The sequence below is a fragment of the Burkholderia sp. Bp8992 genome (assembly GCF_003853705.1).
GTDB lineage: Bacteria > Pseudomonadota > Gammaproteobacteria > Burkholderiales > Burkholderiaceae > Burkholderia.
On the sequence record NZ_QTQI01000001.1, the window covers coordinates 446,951 to 462,464 of the forward strand.

Genomic DNA, 15,514 nt, shown 5'->3' on the forward strand with positions numbered 1-15,514 from the left:
CCGGCCGGATTCATTGGTCGCCGATGCGGCGGATCAGCGGGATCGCCGCGGCGAGCGTCGCGATGTCTTCGGGATCGAGCTTGTCGATCGCGGCGCCGAGCCACTTGTGCTTCGCGGCGTTGCGCTTGCGCCGTGCGTCGAGGCCGGCCTGGGTCAGCTTGAACAGGATCTGGCGGCCGTCGGTCGGGTGCGGTTCGCGCTCGACGAGCGCATCTTCCTCGAGGCTTGCGAGAATCGCCTTCATCGATTGCGGCTTCATCGCTTCGGCGCGCGCGAGGTCGGCGGTCGTCATCGGCCCGTGCCGTTCGAGCCGCGCGAGCGCGCTGGTCTGGGACATGCCGAGCCCTTCGGATTCGATCTCGGAGCGCAGCCGGCGGATCAGCTGGCCGACCGCGAGGGTCAGCTCGGCGGCGACGGTGTCGGCGGAAACGCCGGGTTTGCGTGGCGGGTTCATGCGGCGGATCATAGAACACGACAGTTAAACTTGCAAGTTTAACTGTTGAATTTCCCGCCGGGCGACGGCGCGGTCCGGCGCGCGATCACGCGCGGCGCGGGTCGACCGGGACGACTTCGTTGTATTTCGGCGTCGCGCTCTCGTGCAGCAGGTCGCCGAGGTATTGCGCGAGTTCGTCCGCGGCGAGCGCCGACGGAATCTGCAGGTTGGCCGGGCGCCGCTTGCCTTCGGTGCCGAGGTCGAACACGGCCCATCGGCCGTTCGCGCGCACGACGGCGAGCAGCCGTCCGAATGCGTTGAAGCGGTATTCATCCTGCATGGCATCGCTCCCGTCGGGTGGACGCACCGGCTGCCTGCGCGTGCTTACTGGATCGAGCAGGACAGCCAGCGGTGGATCTTGAGCGCGTCGCTCGATACGCCGGCACGCGTCGGCGCGCCGAGCAGCACGACCGTTTCGCGGCGGCCCTTCACGCGCATCCGCATCACGACGCCGTGCCCCGACTCGTTGATGAAGCCGGTTTTCTGCAGCCGGATCGGCAGGCGGCGGTAGCGGACGAGCGGGTCGGAATTCACGTACACGAGTTCGCCGTCGCCGGGGCGCACGGTGGTCGACGTGTCCGTCGAGAAATAGCGGATCAGCGGATCCTGCGCGGCCGCGCCGACGAGTCGCGCGAGATCTTCCGCCGTCGACACGTTGTGCGGCGACAAGCCGGTCGGCTCGCGGAAGTGCGTATGACGCATGCCGAGCCGGCGCGCTTCGCGGTTCATCGCCTTGACGAACGCGGCGCGCCCGCCCGGATAGTCGCAGCTCAGCGCGGCGGCCGCGCGATTCTCCGACGACATCAGCGCGATATGGAACATGTCGCGGCGCGACAGCTCCGAGCCGACCTGCAGGCGCGAACCGGTGAACTTGATGGTGTCGCGATCGTGCGCTGTGACGCGCAGCACGCCGTTCAGCGGACGATCGGCATCGCGCGCGACGACGGCCGTCATCAGTTTCGAGATCGACGCGATCGGCCGCACGGTGCGCGCGTTGCGGGCCAGCAGCGGTGTGCCGGAGTCGACGTCGAGCACGTAGGCCGCACGTGAATGCAGCGATCCGACCGCGCGCGGCGTGAAGCCGCAACTGGCGAGCAGCTTCGGTTTCGCGGGCGGGCGCGGCCGTACGGCCGTCGTGCGTTTCGCGCGCCGCGGTTGCGGTGCGGGTGCGGCGTGACGTTTGGCGGCCTGATGCGTGACGCGCGGGCGGCGCTGCTTGACGGCCTTTTTCTTGCGGTGGGGTTTCTTCTTGACGGCCTTCGTGTGGGCATGCGCGTGGGCGTGTGCGGTGCGATGCGGCTGCACGCGTTGCGCGGACGTGTTCGTGGCAAACGCGAGCAGCAGGAACGAGAGGGCGAGGATCAGGGTGGTCCGGGCGCGAGGCAGGCGCGCGATGAGGCCGGTCAAGCGAAAGTCTCCTTTTCACGCGCGCTGCGGCTGCGCGGAATGCATGGGCGGTCAGCGGGTGCGGGAAATTATACGGTCGATCGCGTGGCGATGACGATGGGATGAGTCGCAATGACGCGTGATGCGGGCGGATTCGGCGTGTTTTCGATCTGCCTGTTGAGGTGGTGCGTGTGGTGACAGCCGTGCAGGCCGGCCGTTCAGCGCGGCCAGTTCCGCCGCGACACGACCGCAAAGCTGATCGCGATCGAACCCGTCACGGCGCGCGGCGTCGGGTCTTCGATCGCATCGCCGAAGCGGAAACGGCGGCTGCGTCCGTCGACGCGTCCAGCGCGACGTTTCGGTGCGTGCGCATCGGTTGCGGCAGCGGGTTCGTTTGCGTCCACGCCATCGCATGACGGCTGGGCCACGCATTCAACGGCTTGATCGAAAGACATGACGGTGAATTCCGGGAAGGGCATGTCCGTATTGGACGCTATCGCATTCGATCAGTAAAATGAATATTTCTATCGATACGATTCTTTTTAAGAATGGAACTGAAACTGCTCCGCACGTTCCTGACGGTCACCGAGCTGTGCCATTTCAGCCGCGCCGCGGATGCGCTGCACATGAGCCAGCCGGCGCTGAGCAAGCAGATCGGCGCGCTCGAGGCGAGCCTCGGCGGCAAGCTGTTCGAGCGCGGCCGGCACGGCGCGGAGCTGACGTCGTTCGGCGAACGCTTCCTGCCCGATGCGCAGGCGCTCGTGCGCGACGCCGACGAGATCCTCGCGCGTGCGCGTGAGACGGCCGGCGGGCAGCGCGGCCATTTGCGGCTCGGCATCTGCCTGTCCGTGCTGACGCTCGTGCCGAAGCTGATCGCCGAGTTTCGGCGTCGCAATCCGGGCATTGCGGTCACGCTGAGCGACCTGTCGTCGTCCGAGCAGACGCGCCGGTTGCGCGCGGGCAAGCTCGATGCCGGGTTCCTGCGTCTGCCGTCCGACGACGGGGTGTCGTCGTTCAAGGTGATCGACGAATCGCTCGCGCTCGCGGTGCCGCCGCACCTCGGCTTCAAGCGCGTGCCGGCCGACCTCGACGAGCTCAACGAGATCGGCTTCATCGCGCTGCAGCGTGCGCGCGGCCCGGGGCTGGCCGCGCAGATCGACCGGTGGTGCGTCGAGCGCCGCTTCGTGCCGCACGTGACGCAGCAGGCGGAGGACGTGCAGTCGGTGCTGACGTCCGTCGCGGCCGGCGTGGGCGTCGCGTTCATCCCGTCGAGCGCGCAGTATCTGCTGCGCGATGCGACGGTGATACCGCTCGACGGTCGCGACGCGAAGTGGCGCGTGGGGCTCGCGTGGCTGTCGGATCGTGACGATCCCGTCACCACGCGTTTCGTGTCGTTCATGCGCACCGCACTCAAGGGCGTGTGACGCGGCGTATAGTGTCCGCGACGACCTTTCCTGACCGAACGCCGGCCCGCTGCCGGCGGATGAACCCGAACCGATGACTTCAGAATCCGACGAATCCCCGCTCGATCCCGCACTCGTCGCGACGCTCGCGACGCTGAACGAGGCCGCGAACGATCCGGCCGGCAAGGCGTGGTCGCTGCCGAAGATCGCGAAGCGCACGCAACTGCCGATGAGTACGCTGCGCCGCGTGTTGACGCAGCTCGACGCCGCGGGCCTGAGTGCGACGACGCTGAACGAAGACGGCACCGGCAGCGCTGCGCTGACCGACGAAGGGCGCGCGGTGTGTGCGCAACTGTTCGGCGCGAACGACGCTCGATGAATGAAAAACGGGCCGCTGATGCGGCCCGTCGTGTAGTGGCTCGGCGCATGCATCGCGCCGGCACGTTGTTATCCGGACGGAATCAGAACCACTGCTTGTAGCGGCGCACGTAGATCGTCTTGACGATCTGCGCGAGCACGATATAGCCGACCATCGTCGCGGCAAGCCACAGCCAGTAGGTGCCCGGCAGGTGCATGAAGCCGATCGCTTCCGCGAACGGCGAGAACGGCAGCCAGCAGCCGATCGCGATCGCGGTGAAGGTCGACAGCAGCACCGGCAGCGACGCCGTGCTCTGCAGGAACGGGATTTTCTGCGTGCGCAGCAGGTGCACGACGAGCGTCTGCGACACGAGGCTTTCGATGAACCAGCCCGAGTTCATCACGATCTGGCCGCCGGTCCCGCCGTTCAGGTGATACAGCGCGCCCGCGCCGAACACGGTCCACATCAGGATGTAGGTCGTGATGTCGAACACCGACGACGTCGGCCCGACCCACAGCATGAAGCGGCTGATGTTGCCGGCTTCCCACTTGCGCGGCTTCTTCAGGAACTCGGGATCCATCTTGTCCCACGGCAGCAGCATCTGCGACGTGTCGTAGATCAGGTTCAGCACGAGCAGCTGCGTCGCGAGCATCGGCTCCCACGGCAGGAACGCGCTGGCGACGAGCACCGAGAACACGTTGCCGAAGTTGGAGCTGGCCGTCATGTTCAGGTACTTCAGGATGTTGCCGAACGTCTCGCGGCCCTTGATCACGCCTTCCTCGAGCACCATCAGGCTCTTTTCGAGCAGGATGATGTCGGCGGTTTCCTTCGCGATGTCGGCGCCGCTGTCAACCGAGATGCCGACGTCGGCGTCGCGCAGCGCGGGTGCATCGTTGATGCCGTCGCCGAGGAAGCCGACCGTGTGGCCGTTTGCCTGCAATGCCTTGACGATGCGCGCCTTCTGCAGCGGCGTGAGCTTCGCGAACACCGTCGTGCGTTCGACGACCCTGGCGAGCGTGTCGTCGTCGAGCGCTTCGATTTCGGTGCCGAGCATCGGCTTGCCCGGTTCGAGGCCGACCTGGCGGCACACCTTCATCGTGACGGTCGGATTGTCGCCCGTCAGCACCTTCACCGCGACGCCGTTCTCGCGCAGCGCGGCGAGCGCCGGTGCGGCCGATTCCTTCGGCGGATCGAGGAAGGTCAGGAAGCCGCGCACGACGAGATCGTGTTCGTCGGCGGTGCGGTACTGTGCGCGCTCGTCGCCGCGTGCGATCGTGCGCGTCGCGAGCACGAGCACGCGGAAGCCGTCCTCGTTGTAGGCGGTCGCCTGTTCGAGCAGCCGCTTGCGCGCGACGAAGTCGAGCGGGCGTACGCCGTCTTCGTCCTGCACGTGGGTCGACACGGCGAGCATTTCCTCAACTGCGCCCTTGCAGATCAGCAGGTGCGTGCCGTGCCTGTCCTCTACGACGACCGACAGGCGGCGCCGCACGAAGTCGAACGGCAGCTCGTCGATCTTCTTGTAGCCCTGCGGCTTCACGCGTTCGCCGATCTCGTCGGCACGCGCGACGACCGCGATGTCGATCAGGTTCTTCTGGCCGCTCTGGTGGAAGCTGTTCAGCCAGCCGAGCCGCAGGATTTCCTCGTTCTTGTGACCGGACAGGTCGAGGTGGTGTTCGAGGATGATCTTGTCCTGCGTGAGCGTGCCGGTCTTGTCGGTACACAGCACGTCCATCGCACCGAAGTTCTGCACCGAGTTCAGCCGCTTGACCACGACCTTGCGGCGCGCCATCGCGACCGCGCCGCGCGCGAGGTTCGCGCTGACGATCATCGGCAGCATCTCGGGCGTCAGGCCGACGGCCACCGCGAGCGCGAACGTGAGCGCGCTCAGCCAGTCGCCCTTGGTCAGCCCGTTGATCATGAACACGATCGGCACCATCACGAACATGAACTTGATCAGCAGCCAGCTCACGCTCGCGACGCCGCGGTCGAAGCTCGTCTCGATGCGCTTGTGGCTCACGACGTTGCGCGCGAGCGAACCGAAGTACGTGTCCTCGCCGGTCGCGACGACGACGGCCGTTGCCGTGCCGCTGACGACGTTGGTCCCCATGAAGCAGACGTTCTCGAGATCGAGCAGCGACGCCGACGCATCGCTTGCCGGGCCGGCCGCGGTCGTGCTCGCGGTTTTGCCGGCCACCGCGCCGAGCGTGTCGTACTTCTCGACGGGCAGCGCCTCGCCGGTCAGCACGGCCTGGCTGATGAACAGGTCGCGCGACGCGAGCAGGCGCACGTCGGCGGGGATCATGTCGCCGGCCGACAGGTGCACGATGTCGCCGGCCACGACTTCGCGCATCGGCACCTCGCGGCGTGTCGGCTCGGACGTGGCGGTCACGGAACGCTGCACGGTGGCCGTCGTGCGGACCATCGCCTTGAGCTTCTCGGCCGCGCGCAGCGAGCGGAATTCCTGCACGAAGCGCAGCAGCGCGCTGATCGTGACCATCGTCAACAGGATCGTCATGCCGACATAGTCGCGATCGTCGGGCGCCGCGAAGTAGACGTCGGTGCAGAAGCTGATGGCGGCCAGCACCAGCAGCACGTAGACGAACGGGTTGTGGAACGAGAGCAGCAGCTGGCGGGTCCAGTGCGGCGGCTTGTCGTGCGCGATCTCGTTCGGGCCGTAGTGCTGCAGGCAGTCGGCGGCCTGGTCGTAGGTGAGGCCGCGCGTGCTGGTGTGCAGCGCCTTCAGCGTGTCTTCGAGCGGGCGGGCCGCTTCCTGCGCGGCGCGCATGATGCGCGGCTCGTTTTGCCGGCCGGCGCCGGCCTTGATGAAGCCGCGCTGTTTCTTTTGAGAGGTGTTGTGTCGTGTTGTCATGAGTCGCTCCTTGCGCACGAGGCGGCGGGCGGGGAGCGGCCGTGACGTTATCGACGCACGAGCGCTCCCCGCCGCGTCGCGTCAGGCGCGATCGGCTGTGGATCGGTAAAGGCGGGAACGCTCGCCGGCGCGCGTGATGCGGTCGGCATGTCGATGCGCAGCGTCGCACCGGCGAGCGGTAATCGACTACTGTCGTCTGAGTTCATCTGCACTCCTGTCGGTTGCGGATAGTCGGCACGGGCGATCGACGGCGATGCGCGCAACGCGGCGCGCGGCCGGACGGCACGCGAACGGAGAGCGCACGCGGCTGGCGCCGCGCGCGACACGAACGCACACGCGCGACGGCGCGTCGCGTGCATTCGACAACTTCGAAAAATTCGGCGGGAGATCGGGCCAGTACTCAGGCCGGAAGGACGCCGCATCCTGCTTCCCGGGATGCGGCAGAAGACGAGGCTCTGCGCGTTTTCCTCAGGCAGCAGTCGAGTTGGTCAAGCACCAACTACAACTCGCATCGGTGTTCACAGAACACTCCATGTAACTAGACGGGGGCGATGGTAATGGCTCGCCGTGCGAAGCGTCAACCCTTTTGTCAGGCGTTATTTCGAGATACGTGACCGGGTCGATGCGGGCTCGCGGAAGCGCCGGCGGGCCGGCAATGAAGCGGCCGCGCGCATGCCATGCTTGCATGCGTGCGGCCGCTTCGGGCAGGGCGCCGGTTACTGGTTCGCCGACGCGATGGCGGCCCCTGCATCGAGGATGCCCGAGCCTGCAGGCATCGCGGTGCACGACGTGCCGGCTGCCAGCTTCGCCGCGCGCGTGCCGCCTTGCAGCTTCTGCTGGATCTGCGTGGGCGTGAGGTTGCCGTTCACCGACAGCATCAGCGCCGCGACGCCCGACACTTGCGGCGTCGCGAGGCTGGTGCCGTTCGCGAGGCCGTAGGTGTCCGTGCCCGGCGTCGTCGTGCCGGTGTTCGACGTCGACAGGATGTTGACGCCGGGCGCGCTCAGCGACACGTCGGCGCCGAAGTTGCTGAACGATGCACGGCGGCCCGTCGCATCGGTCGCGGCGACGGTGATCACGCCGCGGCAGTTCGCGGGCTGGTCGAGCCCGGTCGACAGGCCGTCGTTGCCGGCCGCGACGATGACGGTCACACCCTTCGCGGTCACGTCGTCGATCGCCTGCTGGAACGTCGTGCTGCATGCGCCGACGCCGCCGAGGCTCAGGTTGATGACCTTCGCGGGCCGCGGGTTCATCGGGACGCCGTTCACGGCGATGCCGGCTGCCCAGCGCATCCCGTCCGCGATGTCGCTCGTCACGCCGCCGCACTTGCCGAGTACGCGCACCGGCAGGATCTGGCCGAGCCACGACACGCCGGCGATGCCGGTGCCGTTGTTCGCGGTCGCGCCGATCACGCCCATCACGCGCGTGCCGTGCCAGCTGCTGTCGCTCGGCTGGCTCGCGCAGTGATAGTACGGACCGTTGGCGTTGTCGAGTTCCTGCTGCGTGACCCAGTCGCCCGGATCGGTTGCATCGGGGCCGCGCGTCAGGCCGTTGTTGCTGGTGTTGACGTTGCTGATGAAGCTGTAGCCGGACAGCAGGTTGCCGACGAGGTCGCCGTGCGGCCGGTAGCCGGTGTCGAGCACGGCGGTGACGACGGTCGGCGAACCCTTGGTCACGCTCCACGCGGGCGGCAGGTCGATCCCGGCCGTCGGATCGGACAAGTTCCACTGCTGGCTGTAGAGCGGGTCGCTCGGCGTGTCGCGAACCTGCATCGGGTGATCCGGTTCCGCGTAGTCGACGTCGCTGTCAGCCGCGAATGCCTGGGCCAGGGCGGCTGCGTCGGCGGCCGCCATGCGCTGGCCGAGCGACAGCACGGCTGCGCCGTTCGAGATCGTCCGCTCGACCTGCACGTTGACCGGCGTTTGCGCGACCGTGCTCGCATAGGCGCGCGCGCTGCCGGCCACCGGCGCCGTCCAGCGCGTCATCGAGCGCTGGATGACCGCATCGAGGCGCGTCCCGTTGTCGACGGCCGCCATCGCACGCGTGGCCGTCAGCGTCTTCAGCTTGACGATCAGGTGATCGACCGGCGGCTCGACCGGTGCCGCCTGCGCAGCCATCTGCACGGCGGCCTGCTGCGTGGCGCATGCATTGCTGCCGGACGAGGCGGGCGGGGTCGTGGGGTTGGTGGGCGCGGGGGCGGGGGCAGGCGTCGGGGCGGGTGCGGGTGAGGCGTTGGACGAAGAGGGATTGCTGCCGTCGCCGCCGCCTCCGCCGCAACCGGCGAGAGGCAGGAGGGCGGCGGCGGACAGCATGCCGGCGAGCATGCGCGCGTGTGCGGAGCGCGCCAGCGCAAAATTGAAACGTTTGGCTCTCATGTTGAAACTCGATCCTCGTAGATAACCGTCGTGCCGGCGGTGGCGCTGGTCCGGCTGACCCGGACCTAGTCTTTTTTGTCTGACGGTTGCAGCCAGGTTGCTGCGACGCGCCATGCTCTGGGTAACGGCTTGCGCGGCGGCTTCTTGAGTACGTTTCACGAGAAAAACAGGGGTGGCCGCAAACGATTATGTTGGTGCGTTGCGGCATGAACGCGCGTTTGGAACGCGTGGCACAGAGGATGGCGGCGCGGCCGCGCGCGGCCGGTCGGGTCGAATGCGCCGCCTCGACGCGATTGGCGCGGCACGGAAAACGTCTTTCACGGCGCGGCCGGGGCGGAAGGTCGCTTACGCTTTCCCTGATGCGACGCGAATATTGACGGAGGTAGGATCGCGATTCGATCAACGTTTCATCAGGAGAAAAGCATGGATCGCCGCTTCCGTTTGCTGGCTGTCGCGCTGTCCTGTGCACTGGCGGGTGCCGCGCACGCGCAGGCCCTCACCGGTACGCTGAAGAAGATCAAGGACACGGGCATCGTGTCGCTCGGCATTCGCGAATCGTCGGTGCCGTTCTCGTATTCGGACAACCAGCAGAAGAACATCGGCTACTCGCGGGACATCGCGTCGCGCATCATCGACCAGCTGAAGACGGAACTGAACGTGCCGAACCTCGCGGTAAAGGAAATTCCGATCACGTCGCAGAACCGGATTCCGCTGTTGCAGAACGGGACGATCGATTTCGAATGCGGATCGACGACCAACACGCTCGAGCGGCAGAAGCAGGCCGCGTTCTCGAACAGCATCTTTCTCTACGGCATCCGTTTCAGCACGCGCAAGGATTCGGGCGTGAAGGACTTCACGGACCTGGCCGGCAAGACGGTCGCGACCACGGCCGGCACGTCGGACGAGCGTCTGCTGCGCAAGCTCAACGAGGAGAAGGCGATGAACATGACGATCATCAGCGCGAAGGATCACGCCGAAGCGTTCATGAACGTCACGACCGGGCGGGCGGTGGCGTTCGTGATGGACGAGCCGTTGCTGTACGGCGAGATCGCGAAGGATCGCAATCCGGGCGCGTATACGGTGACGGGCACGCCGCTCGTCCACGAGAACTACGCGTGCATGATGCGCAAGGACGATCCGGCGTTCAAGCATGTCGTCGACGGCGTGATCGCGAAAATGCAGACGTCGGGCGCGGCCGAGAAGCTCTACAACCAGTGGTTCACGCAACCGATTCCGCCGAAGGGCGTGAGTCTCGACTATCCGCTGTCGGCGGAGATGAAGCAGCTGTTCAGGAATCCGACGGACCAGGCGCAGTATTGATCCGGTCGTCGCAATGAAATGCCGCCGGCGCGTGCCGGCGGTTCGGGAGCGGGGCGAAACGCGCCGGGTGTCGAGTTGACGATCGGCTCGTGCGGAGGCGGGCCGTTGCGATGACGGATTCATCCCGGCCAGCGCCTTCCGGGATGTGCCGCAATCGGCATTCAACCTCGCGCGCGCCATGGGAATCCTGTCGCCCGATGCAACAACGGGCACAATACGGGATTCGCCACGACCGCACGCATGTTCGTTATTCGAACATTGGCGGCGCGTCATTGCTGCCCGAGATCCTTCCCAGTCGTCATGAACGCCACGCCCACCCCGGCGCGCGAGTCGAACTCGCCGCGCTTCCTGCTGTTCCTGATCTGCCTGTTTGCGTCCGCCGGTCAACTCGCCATCGACATTTACGTGCCCGCGCTGCCCGACATGGCACGTTCGTTCGCGACCACGCCGCAGGCGATCCAGTCGAGCGTGTCCGGCTACATGGCGGCCTATGCGCTCGGCCAGCTGATCTTCGGGCCGATCGCCGACGCGTACGGCCGCAAGCGCGTGCTCGCGTTCGGGCTCGTGATCTACACGATCGGCTGCCTGCTGTCGCTCGGCGCGCCGAATCTCGAGACGTTCATCCTGGCGCGCTGCCTGCAGGGCTTCGGGATCGCGACCACCAACCTGCTGGCGAAGGCGATCATCACCGATTCGTTCTCGGGCCAGGCGCTGATGCATGCGTTCACGTACATGTCGATCGCGTGGGGGCTCGCACCGATCATCGCGCCGGTGATCGGCGCGCACCTGCAGGAATGGTTCGGCTGGCGCGCGTGCCTCGTGTTCCTGCTGGTGTATTCGCTGGCGATGTGGGCACTGCTGTGGCACTACCGCGAAACCTTGCCCAAGCCGGTGCATCTCGAGCCGCGCACGCTGATGACGAACGCGGGCAAGGTGCTGGCGAGCCCGGTGTTCCAGAGCTGCTTCCTCGCACAGGGGCTGTGCTACAGCATCCTGCTCGTGTTCAACATCGTCGGGCCGTTCATGGTGCAGACCACGTTGCAAAAGCCGCCGACCTTCTTCGGCTATCTCGCGCTCGGGATCGGGCTGATGTACTTCCTCGGCGGCCTGTCGAACCGAATTCACGGGCGCGGGCTGCCGAGCGCCGAGCAACGGCTGCGCATCGGCGCGCGCGTGATGGCCGGCGCATCGGTCGCGATGCTGGTGCTCGCGCTGACCGTCGGCCTGCGCGTGTGGACGCTCGCGACGCCGGTGCTCGTGATGGGCTTCTGCGCGGGCGCGATGTATCCGACGCTGATGGCCAAGGGCAATTCGCTGTTTCCGCATATCGCCGGGCTGACGAGCGCGATCCTCGGCTGCGCGCTGCTGCTCGTGTCGTCCGCGATGATGGGCCTCGCCGGTTTCGTGTCGATCCACGTGCTGACGCCGCTTGCGGTGTTCTTCGTCGCGCTGTCGTTCATCGTCGTGTGGATGGTGACGAAGCTGCTGCGCTACCTGTCGCAGCAGCAGGCCGCGCCGGTCGCGTGCCGGAGCGGGGAGGCCGCGCAAGCGCTGCCTGCCGACCGATGAATCGAATCCTGCTGAACCGCGTCGCCCGATCCGACGCCGCCGACCTGATCGCCGCCAACCGCGCGAGCCGGAGTCATCATCTGCCGTGGGTCGACTCGTTCGTCGACCAGGCGGGATTCGACCAATGGTTCAACCGCTGCCTGACGGGGCCGAACGTCGGCCTCGTCGCGCGCGATCGGGCTTCCGGCGTGGTGGTCGGTGTCGTGAACCTCAACGAGATCGTCGGCGGCGTGTTTCAGAGCGCGTATCTCGGGTACTACGGGATGGCCGATTTCAGCCGCAAGGGGCTGATGACGGATGCGCTGCGCGCGGCGATCGCCGTCGCATTCGGCGAGCTGGGACTGCATCGGCTCGAAGCGAACATCCAGCCCGGCAACCACGCGTCGATCGCGCTGGTGCGGCGGCTCGGCTTTACGAAAGAAGGCTTTTCGCCGCGCTATCTGCGTATCGGCGGCGAATGGCGCGACCACGAACGGTGGGCGCTGCTGGCCGACAACGAGAGCGCGGCGGACGCGTGAAGCCCGATGCCGCTCCCGCTCCCGCGTCAGGCCGCTTACAGCGGATGCGCGGCGCCGGCCTGTGTCAGTAACGACACGGCGGCAGGATCCGGCTGCCCGTTCGAATCGATTGCGCCGGCCTTCGCCAGCGCGACGAGGTCGCTGTCGACGCCCGGTTGCCCGACCACGAACGATGTGGTCAGGAACGCCGGCGCCGCGAGCGTGACCGCATAGCGCTGCTGCAGGTTCGACACCACGGCCGATTGCGCGGCCTGGACCGCGTTCGGATCGTTCATCACCTGCTGATCGTGCAGGCTGCCCTGGAAATTGCCGATCAGCCCGGCCGTGTTCGTGCCGAGCTGCGCCGCGAGATAGACCAGCATCAGCTCGGTCTCGGGCGTCGTGTTGAAGGTGCCGCCCGCATAGGCAAGCGAATGCAGGCTCGTGCCGCCCGACGCCACGGTGATGACGCACGGCAGCGTCGCGTTGACCGTCACGCGGTAGTTGCCGCCGCCGTCCGTCAGCGTCGTCGCCGAGCCGGCCGCGCAACTGACCGTTACCTGCGCGCTCGCGAGCGCGTTGCCCGTCGCGGCCGTACCCGACAGCGCGACGGTCTGCGTGTTGTTGTTGAAGCAGGCATCGACGCCGAAGCAGGCATCGCCGTTGCACGCCTGGAGGGCTGCGAGCGTTGCAACGCACAAGGCGCCCAGCGCGGGGCGGGTGAAGCGTTCGTGGCGAATGTTCATGGTCGCGTGCAGTCGGGAGAATGGGGCAACCGGCGAGCGTCGGGAATACGGCGCTGTTCTCATTCTATGTCCCGAATCGGCGCGCTGCTTGGCTGTTCGAATGGTTGGCGGCTTGACCCGCCCAGTCGGGCGATCGGGTGGCAAGCGATCCGGCAGCGTGGGCAGGCAGCGCTCCAAACAACCGCCTGGGCACTCGACTCCTACGCCCAGCCGCCGAACGCGAACACGGCCGGCCAATAAGGCCGGCTCGCCGGCTCACGGCTTGCGCGCGGCCGCTTTCGCGAATGCGCCGCGCACCTCGAAGCTGATCGTATCCGCGACGTTGCCGCGCGCATCGACGAGTTCCAGCCGGTGCCGGCCCGGCCACGGCAGCCACGCGATACGGTCGGCATGCCCGATCACCTTGTCGTCGAGCCGCCACGCGAACTTCGTCGCGCGTCCGGCCGAGCGCTCGAACCAGATCCGCTGATTCTTCGGCGGAATGTCGGGGTCGATCGCGAAGATCGTGCCGTCGGTCGGCGCGCCGATCGTCAGCGGCGCGCGCGCACCGTCCTTGCCCGGCGTGACGGGTGCCGCGAGCTTGATCGTGTCGACCGCCGTCCCGGCGAGGAACCACTCGTTGCGTGCCGGCTCGATGTCGCGCTCGAACGCGATGCGGCGCGTCTCGACGCCGGCCGGCGCGCGCGGCGCGTGGCTCGGCAGGTCGCGGTGGAGGTAGCCGACGACAGCCGACCACACGGGCGACGCGCCCGTGACGCCAGACACGTCCCACATCGGCGAGCCGTCCGCATTGCCGACCCACACGCCGACCGTATAGCGCGACGTGTAGCCGACCGTCCAGTTGTCGCGCATGTCCTTGCTCGTACCGGTCTTGACCGCCGAGAAGAAGCGCGTCGCGAGCGGGTTGTCGAAGCCGAACGTGCGGACGCGCGCGTTGTTGTCCGACAGGATATCGGTGACGACGAAGCTGGCCGCCTCGCTGAATACGCGCGTGCCGCCGTCCACCCGTACGGGGGCCGATGCGCCGGACGCCGGTGCCGGTGCGGGCAGGTCGACCACCTGGCGCGCGACGCCGCCGTTCGCAAGCGCGCGATACGCATTGGTCAGGGACAGCAGCGTGACGTCCGCACTGCCGAGCGCGAGGCTGAAGCCGTAGTAGTCGCCTTCCTGCGCGAGCGGCAGGCCGAGCGCGGTCAGCGTGCGCGCGAAGCGGTGCGGCGTGACGAGCACGAGCGTGCGCACGGCCGGCACGTTCAGCGAGCCGCCGAGCGCGCTGCGCACGCTCACCCAGCCCTTGAAATCCTTGTCGTAGTTCTGCGGAATGTAGAGGCCGCCGCCGGCGGCGAGGTTGATCGGCGCATCGTCGAGCAGCGACGCGGCCGTCAGCCGCTTTTCGTCGAGCGCCTGCGCGTAGAGGAACGGCTTGAGCGTCGAGCCGGCCTGGCGCGGCGCGAGCACGGCATCGACGTCGCGCGCGCTCGACAGCGCACCCGACGACCCGACCCATGCGCGGATCTCGCCGGTCGCGTTGTCGATCACGACCACCGCGCCGTCCTGCACGTTGCGCCGGTGCGCGGGCGCGTTGAGCTCGGTCAGCGCGCGCACCAGCGTGTCGCGCGCGAAGCGCTGCAGCGGCGCATCGAGCGTCGTGCGCACCTGCGCGCCGGCCGCCGGCTTGACTTCGGCCGCGATGCGACGCGCGAAGTGCGGGGCGAGGGCGGCGCCGTCGTCGCGCACCGCGTTGGCCGGGCGCGCGACGACGAGCTGCACGTAGCCGTCGAGTGATGCGCACGCCTGCTCGGCATGCATGTCGCGCAGGATCCGGCACGCACGCTCGGCGATCTTCGCGGGCGCCGCGTTGGGCGCGCGCACGAGCGCGGCCGCGATCGCGGCTTCGCGCGCGTCGAGGCCCGACGGCGCCTTGCCGAACAGCACCTGCGACAGCGCACCGAGCCCCACGGTCTCGCCGCGGAACGGCACCAGGTTCAGGTACGCCTCGAGGATCCGGTCCTTGCGCCAGCCGCGTTCGAGCAGCAGCGCATTCATCGCCTGCGTGGCCTTCTGCGGCAGCGAGCGCTGGCCCGAGCGGCGCGGCGAATCGCTGAGCAGCCCGGCGAGCTGCATCGTGACGGTCGACGCGCCGCGCGTGCGCTCGTTCCACAGATTGCCCCAAGCGGCGCCGGCGATCCCGCGCCAGTCGACGCCGCTGTGTTCGTAGAAGCGCTTGTCCTCGGACACGACGATCGCCTCGCGAAACGCGGGCGAGACATCCGCGAGCGACACCCAGTCGCCACGCCGTTCGGTGAGGTCGACGCGCGTGCGCTGCAGCGGCGTGCCGTCGCGCGCGAGCAGCACCCAGTCGGAACTGCGCCAGTTGCGGCGCACGTCGTCGTAGCCGGGCAGCGCATGCGCGACCAGCGGCGCCGCCAGCACGACGGCGACGAATACGCGGCCGGCGAAACGCGCCGGCCGCGGCCATGCCAGATCGATCATCACGT

General features: G+C 67.8%; 14 protein-coding genes. 5 read left to right on the forward strand and 9 right to left on the reverse strand.

Features of this window, described 5'->3' with window-relative positions; all coding sequences use genetic code 11:
• Positions 1-10 precede the first annotated feature (10 nt).
• The 4 genes from DIE03_RS02030 to DIE03_RS02045 form a co-directional block, all read right to left on the reverse strand.
• A complete protein-coding gene (locus DIE03_RS02030) occupies positions 11-466 on the reverse strand; it encodes a MarR family winged helix-turn-helix transcriptional regulator (protein WP_124446960.1) in 456 nt (151 codons plus the stop codon).
• A gap of 73 nt (positions 467-539) precedes the next feature.
• Positions 540-773: a hypothetical protein gene (locus DIE03_RS02035; protein WP_124446962.1), complete on the reverse strand. Its 234-nt coding sequence runs from the start codon at positions 771-773 to the stop codon at positions 540-542.
• 44 nt (positions 774-817) lie between these two features.
• Positions 818-1,900, reverse strand: a complete 1,083-nt coding sequence (locus DIE03_RS02040; RefSeq protein ID WP_124446964.1) for a serine hydrolase — start codon at positions 1,898-1,900, stop codon at positions 818-820.
• Between the two features lie 197 nt (positions 1,901-2,097).
• Positions 2,098-2,376 carry a hypothetical protein gene (locus DIE03_RS02045; protein ID WP_409364406.1) on the reverse strand — a complete coding sequence of 93 codons (279 nt, stop codon included), beginning with the start codon at positions 2,374-2,376 and terminating at the stop codon, positions 2,098-2,100.
• Between the two features lie 51 nt (positions 2,377-2,427).
• Here DIE03_RS02045 and DIE03_RS02050 point away from each other — a divergent pair, with 51 nt between their 5' ends.
• Both DIE03_RS02050 and DIE03_RS02055 read left to right on the forward strand, forming a co-directional pair.
• Positions 2,428-3,303 (forward strand): LysR family transcriptional regulator, encoded by an 876-nt coding sequence (locus DIE03_RS02050; RefSeq protein WP_124446968.1) that lies wholly within the window; start codon positions 2,428-2,430, stop codon positions 3,301-3,303.
• A 73-nt stretch (positions 3,304-3,376) separates the two neighbouring features.
• The gene (locus DIE03_RS02055) at positions 3,377-3,661 is read left to right on the forward strand and encodes a transcriptional regulator (protein ID WP_124446970.1); all 285 of its coding nucleotides are present in this window, start codon (positions 3,377-3,379) and stop codon (positions 3,659-3,661) included.
• 82 nt (positions 3,662-3,743) lie between these two features.
• On the opposite strand, the gene mgtA is transcribed toward DIE03_RS02055, so the two are convergent.
• The 3 genes from mgtA to DIE03_RS02070 form a co-directional block, all read right to left on the reverse strand.
• Entirely contained in the window at positions 3,744-6,509 is a 2,766-nt protein-coding gene (mgtA, locus tag DIE03_RS02060) for a magnesium-translocating P-type ATPase (RefSeq protein ID WP_124446972.1), read from the reverse strand.
• Between the two features lie 47 nt (positions 6,510-6,556).
• Positions 6,557-6,715, reverse strand: a complete 159-nt coding sequence (locus DIE03_RS38105; RefSeq protein ID WP_185658078.1) for a hypothetical protein — start codon at positions 6,713-6,715, stop codon at positions 6,557-6,559.
• A 510-nt stretch (positions 6,716-7,225) separates the two neighbouring features.
• Positions 7,226-8,884: a S8 family peptidase gene (locus tag DIE03_RS02070; RefSeq protein WP_124446976.1), complete on the reverse strand. Its 1,659-nt coding sequence runs from the start codon at positions 8,882-8,884 to the stop codon at positions 7,226-7,228.
• A 423-nt stretch (positions 8,885-9,307) separates the two neighbouring features.
• On the opposite strand from DIE03_RS02070, the gene DIE03_RS02075 reads away from it, so the two are divergent.
• The 3 genes from DIE03_RS02075 (at position 9,308) to DIE03_RS02085 (ending at position 12,291) form a co-directional block, all read left to right on the forward strand.
• Entirely contained in the window at positions 9,308-10,204 is an 897-nt protein-coding gene (locus DIE03_RS02075; protein WP_124446978.1) for a glutamate/aspartate ABC transporter substrate-binding protein, read from the forward strand.
• Between the two features lie 300 nt (positions 10,205-10,504).
• Positions 10,505-11,773, forward strand: a complete 1,269-nt coding sequence (locus DIE03_RS02080; protein ID WP_124446980.1) for a multidrug effflux MFS transporter — start codon at positions 10,505-10,507, stop codon at positions 11,771-11,773.
• On the forward strand, positions 11,770-12,291 hold the full coding sequence (locus DIE03_RS02085; RefSeq protein ID WP_124446982.1) for a GNAT family N-acetyltransferase: 522 nt from the start codon (positions 11,770-11,772) through the stop codon (positions 12,289-12,291). The genes DIE03_RS02080 and DIE03_RS02085 overlap by 4 nt, the downstream gene beginning before the upstream one ends.
• A gap of 35 nt (positions 12,292-12,326) precedes the next feature.
• On the opposite strand, the gene DIE03_RS02090 is transcribed toward DIE03_RS02085, so the two are convergent.
• Together DIE03_RS02090 and pbpC are read right to left on the reverse strand one after the other, a co-directional pair.
• Positions 12,327-13,016 (reverse strand): hypothetical protein, encoded by a 690-nt coding sequence (locus DIE03_RS02090; protein WP_124446984.1) that lies wholly within the window; start codon positions 13,014-13,016, stop codon positions 12,327-12,329.
• 255 nt (positions 13,017-13,271) lie between these two features.
• On the reverse strand, positions 13,272-15,509 hold the full coding sequence (gene pbpC, locus DIE03_RS02095) for a penicillin-binding protein 1C (RefSeq protein WP_124446986.1): 2,238 nt from the start codon (positions 15,507-15,509) through the stop codon (positions 13,272-13,274).
• Positions 15,510-15,514 lie beyond the last annotated feature (5 nt).